1 protein-coding gene is annotated in these 893 nt (G+C 61.5%); it reads right to left on the bottom strand.

Going from position 1 to position 893, the window contains the following annotated elements; all coding sequences use genetic code 11:
* Window positions 1-893 (bottom strand): dipeptidase (locus F3J19_RS32290; protein WP_167050542.1); only part of this gene is annotated, 893 nt, incomplete at both ends.

Here is an 893-nt window from a genome sequence, read left to right as displayed (position 1 = left end):
CCGAACACGCGCAGCCAGTTCTCGCCCATCACCTTGCGGATGCGCGCCTCGCTCCAGCCCGCCTTCTGCATCGCCGCCGTCAGGTTCGGGAATTCGCCGATCGTGCGGATGCCCTCCGGATTCACCACCTTGCCGAAATCCGTCAGACGGCGGTAGCGCCCCTTGTCGTGCGTGATCCAGTCGAAGAACTCCGTCGTATAGCCCTGCGTGAAGTCCGTGCCGATCCCCACCTTGTCCTCGCCGATCACATCGACCACGTAGGCGATCGCTTCGAGATAATCCTCGACGGTCGCGTCCGGCCCTTTCTTCAGAAACGGCGCGAACATCGTCACGCCCACGAAGCCGTTCGCGTCGGCAATTTCCCGCAGCTGCTCATCACTCTTGTTGCGCGGATGCTCCTTCAGGCCCGACGGGCAGCAGTGCGAATACGTCACGGGCTTCTTCGAGCAGGCGATCGCATCGGACGAAGTCTTGCCGCCCACGTGCGAGAGATCGACCATGATGCCCACGCGGTTCATCTCCTGGATCACTTCGCGCCCGTAGCCCGAGAGGCCGCCGTCCGGCTCGTAGCAGCCGGTGCCGACGAGGTTCTGGGTGTTGTAGCAAAGCTGCACGACGTTCACGCCGAGTTCCTTGAAGACCTCGATATAGCCGAGGTTGTCCTCGAAGGCATACGAGTTCTGGAAGCCGAAGATGATGCCGGTTTTATTCTCTTTTTTGGCGCGCAGGATGTCGTCGGTCGTGCGCACGAGCGTGAGGATTTCGCCGTACTCGCGGATCTGCTGCTTCATTTCCGCGATGTTGTCGATGGTCTTCTGGAAGTCGTCCCACACGGAGACCGTGCAGTTCACGGCGGTGACGCCGCCCTTGCGCATGTCTTCGAACACCGAGCG

Origin of the sequence: Burkholderia sp. Ax-1724, assembly GCF_011752995.1 — a bacterium.
Lineage (GTDB): Bacteria > Pseudomonadota > Gammaproteobacteria > Burkholderiales > Burkholderiaceae > Paraburkholderia.
Note: the sequence above shows the minus strand (reverse complement) of the source record. Positions and strands in the feature narration are given on the sequence as shown.